The organism is Thermophilibacter sp., from assembly GCF_966187215.1.
Genome location: NZ_CBIFYV010000017.1, coordinates 1 through 3,497, shown reverse-complemented (window position 1 = coordinate 3,497; position 3,497 = coordinate 1). Strand labels below are relative to the sequence as shown.

The window sequence follows — 3,497 nt, the reverse complement described above, 5'->3', positions numbered from 1 at the left end:
TTCGAGAAGGCCGTCGAGGGGCGTATCCCCGTCGCCGTCATCCCGATGGTCGACTACGGTCGCATGAATGCCGCCAAGATTCTCGATGACGTCAAGAAGATGCTCGGCTAGTCAGCTAGGAGGCTGAGATGGAAGACATGGACGAGCTCGAGCAGATCTGCTTCGAGATCATCAGCTACGTGGGCACCGCCAAGTCCTGCTACGTCAACTCGATCGCCAAGGCCAAGGAGGGCGACTTTGCCACGGCGGCTGAGCTGGTCAAGCAGGGTGACGAGGCATACAACGGAGGCCATGAGGTGCACATGAGGCTGCTTCAGGCCGAGGCGTCCGGCGCGGGCAAGAAGACGCTGCCGCTGCTCCTCCTCCACGCCGAGGATCAGATGGCGAGTGCCGAGACCTGCAAGCTCATGGCGCTGAACTTCGCTGACACCTATCGTGAGCTGCTCTCCCTTAAGGAGAAGCTCAACGCGTAGACGCAGCGGGGTGTGACTGACGGGCCGGGGTCGCCGAAGACGGTGCCCCGGCCTATTGCTGTCTGATAGCCTTTGGCAGGGCAATCCGTTTCCCTGATTGGGGGCCGCCATGGACTTTGCGAATGTCGACAAGCGCCTGCTCTCGCTCAAGTGCGATCCCGACCGCATCCTGGAGTTGCGTGCCGAGTGGCCGGACGCGGTCCTGCCCGGCTACTACTCCGACGGGCGCACGTGGATCTCGGTGGACCTCGACGCCGACCTGCCTGAGGGGCTCGTGCTCGACCTCTGCGACATGAGCTACGAGCTCGTCTTTGCCCGGCTGTCCAAACGCGTGCGGAGCGAGATTGCCGGCGGGTAGCCGCGCAACAAAGCGTTGCTCGACGGACGGTCGAGGCTCCGGGACAATGGGCGAGAAGGACCCGACGAGAGGAGCTTCCCGATGATCATGCTCAAGGACGCCCTGCCCGCCTGCGCCGCGAGCTCGGGCTCACCCAGGAGGAGCTGGCGCGCCGGCTCTACATCACGCGCCAGGCCGTCTCCCGCTGGGAGCGCGGCGAGATGCGCCTTCTAAAAATTCGCGACTGTCCCCTTCCAGCGAGGTGTCACGTCTAAGAATTGCCGCATGCCCCCCTTCGGCGAGAAGGTCCCATCTAAGAAATCACGCGTGTCCCGGTTTTGGGGGAAATCCCGTCTAAGAATTGGCTATCGTCCCGGCGCGGAGCGGCCCCGAGGGCCGGGACATGCGGCAATTCCTAGAATCCGGCGCCCCAACGGGCGGGACATGCGCGATTTCCTAGACGTGCCGGCCGCGTGATCCAAAAGGGGACAGGTACCTTTTGGATCACGCGGCGTTGCCGCTGGGGGTGGTTTCCGAGGGCGTGGCCTGGCCATTTTGTGCGCCGGAGCCGCCCGTTGCGCCAGACCCGCCGGTTGCGTCGGAGTCGCCGTTCGCACCGGATCCCCCCTGGTCGGAGGTGGTGCCGGAGCCGTCGGTGGCGCCGCTGCCGTCGGTCCCGCCGTCGGGCGCGGTGCTGCCGTCCGTGCCCTCGTCGCCGTCCGTGTCCTGCGTGGTGTCCTCGGTCGGCTGCTGCGTGGGCTGGGTCGGGTCGTCCCGCGTGGGCTCCTCGTCGGGCACGGCCTGCGGGGTCGGGGTCGTCGTCTGGTCCTGCGTCTCGGTCTGCTCCTCGGCCGCGGGCTCGCTCGGGGCCGCGGGCGCGGGCCCGATGCCCGAGCCGCGCGTCGCCACGCTCACGACCAGCGCGAACGCCAGCACCGCCACCACGCCGGCCGCGCAGGCGAGCAGCGCCACGCGTCGGCGCACCCGGGCGCGCTCCCGCTCGCGGGCGGCGTCGCGCACCTCGCGCGGGGCGATCGGCGTGCCCGAGGCGGCCACGGCCTCCACGCGCGCCCTCCCGGAGACCGAGCCGGCTCGCTCGGGCGTGCCCGTGCCCGCGCCCCTCTCGCCGCCTGCGTCGGAGCCGAGCTCGCGGAGCTTCTCGGCGGAGCTGTGCAGGATGTTGCGGTAGACCTGCGTGGCCACCGACGACGCCACGGCGCCGAGCACCGCGCCGATGATGGAGCCCGCGATGCCGATCTGCGCGGACAGCGCGAACGACGTCGCCGCCGCCAGCGCGGTGGCGAGCAGCTGGGAGACCGAGAAGTCCCCCAGGATGCCGTGCCGCTCCCGCTCCCGCTCGTCGCTCTCGCTCACCGCTGCCTCCCTCTCTCACGGAGAACCTACCCGCCGCGCGCTCGCGCGGGCCCTCGCGCCCGCGCCCCTCACGAAGACCTTACAACCCGTTCGAAAAAGCCGCCGCGCGCGTGCCCTCCGCCCGCCGCGACGCGGTATTATAGGGCCGTACCGTCCTTCCGTTTCAATTATGGAGGTCACTATGCTCGTCAACGCCACTGCCATGCTCAGGGCCGCCGAGAAGGGTCACTACGGCCTCGGCGCGTTCAACACCAACAACCTCGAGTGGGCGTCCTCGATCCTCGACGCCGCCGAGGAGCTCCAGTCCCCGGTCATCATCCAGTGCACGAGCGGCGCCGCCAAGTGGCAGGTCAGCTACAAGATCGTGGCCGACATGGTCAAGCAGCTCGTTGAGGACAAGAACATCACCGTGCCGGTTGCCCTGCACCTCGACCACGGCACCTACGAGGACGTCTTCAAGTGCATCGAGGCCGGCTTCACCTCCGTCATGTACGACGGCTCCCACGAGGAGACCTTCGAGCTCAACCTCAAGCGCACCGAGGAGGTCGTGAAGGCCGCCCACGCCAAGGGCATCTCCGTTGAGGCCGAGGTCGGCGGCATCGGCGGCGTCGAGGACGGCGTTGCCTCCAACGGCGAGCTCGCCGACCCGCAGCAGTGCAAGGCCATCGCCGACCTGGGCGTCGACTTCCTCGCCTGCGGCATCGGCAACATCCACGGCATCTACCCCGAGAACTGGGCCGGCCTGTCCTTCGACCGTCTCCAGGAGATCAAGGCCCTGACCGGCGACCTGCCGCTCGTCCTTCACGGCGGCACCGGCATCCCCGTTGACCAGATCAAGAAGGCCATCTCCCTCGGCATCTCCAAGATCAACGTCAACACCGACCTCCAGGTCGTCTTCGCCGAGGCCACCCGCAAGTACATCGAGGAGGGCAAGGACCAGCAGGGCAAGGGCTACGACCCGCGCAAGCTGCTCAAGCCCGGCCGCGACGCCATCAAGGCCCGCACCGAGGAGCTCATCAAGGAGTTCGGCTCCGACGGCAAGGGCTGGGCGTAAGCGAGAAGCGCGCCTCTGCCGCACGTGACACGCAGGGCTCGACTCCGCGTTGGCGGGGCCGGGCCCTTTTCGTATGATGGCCGTGCCGTCGCCCTTCTCGATGGTTACGTACACTCGCTCAGGTTACGTACACAGTTGTAAATCTTATTTTCAAGCCCAGATTGCAAAACAGCAGCTCAGAAGGCCGCTGGAGCAAAGATCAAAGTTGCAACAGGGTACGTAACCGCCGGGAGTGTACGCCGATACTGTTTAGTGGCCC

The 3,497-nt window shown here is 67.3% G+C and carries 5 protein-coding genes; 4 read left to right on the top strand and 1 reads right to left on the bottom strand.

Annotation, left to right across the window (positions count from 1 at the left end; genetic code table 11):
• Nucleotides 1-128 precede the first annotated feature (128 nt).
• From ACWTSU_RS01905 to ACWTSU_RS01895, 3 genes are all read left to right on the top strand, one after another.
• On the top strand, nt 129-473 hold the full coding sequence (locus ACWTSU_RS01905; RefSeq protein WP_455138196.1) for a PTS lactose/cellobiose transporter subunit IIA: 345 nt from the start codon (nt 129-131) through the stop codon (nt 471-473).
• A 109-nt stretch (nt 474-582) separates the two neighbouring features.
• Complete coding sequence (locus tag ACWTSU_RS01900) at nt 583-831, top strand: MmcQ/YjbR family DNA-binding protein (protein WP_455138195.1); 249 nt, start codon at nt 583-585, stop codon at nt 829-831.
• Nucleotides 759-1,085, top strand: coding sequence for a helix-turn-helix transcriptional regulator (locus ACWTSU_RS01895; RefSeq protein ID WP_455138197.1), 327 nt, complete (start codon nt 759-761; stop codon nt 1,083-1,085). The genes ACWTSU_RS01900 and ACWTSU_RS01895 overlap by 73 nt, the downstream gene beginning before the upstream one ends.
• Nucleotides 1,086-1,314: 229 nt before the next feature.
• On the opposite strand, the gene ACWTSU_RS01890 is transcribed toward ACWTSU_RS01895, so the two are convergent.
• Nucleotides 1,315-2,184 (bottom strand): hypothetical protein, encoded by an 870-nt coding sequence (locus ACWTSU_RS01890; protein WP_455138194.1) that lies wholly within the window; start codon nt 2,182-2,184, stop codon nt 1,315-1,317.
• A gap of 181 nt (nt 2,185-2,365) precedes the next feature.
• On the opposite strand from ACWTSU_RS01890, the gene fba reads away from it, so the two are divergent.
• Entirely contained in the window at nt 2,366-3,238 is an 873-nt protein-coding gene (gene fba / locus ACWTSU_RS01885; RefSeq protein ID WP_455138193.1) for a class II fructose-1,6-bisphosphate aldolase, read from the top strand.
• Nucleotides 3,239-3,497: the final 259 nt, after the last annotated feature.

What these genes read in the sequence shown, in the direction of transcription:
- ACWTSU_RS01905 (WP_455138196.1), top strand. Translation starts at nt 129, where the DNA reads ATGGAAGACATGGACGAGCTCGAGCAGATCTGCTTCGAGATCATCAGC.
- ACWTSU_RS01900 (WP_455138195.1), top strand. Translation starts at nt 583, where the DNA reads ATGGACTTTGCGAATGTCGACAAGCGCCTGCTCTCGCTCAAGTGCGAT.
- fba (WP_455138193.1), top strand. Translation starts at nt 2,366, where the DNA reads ATGCTCGTCAACGCCACTGCCATGCTCAGGGCCGCCGAGAAGGGTCAC.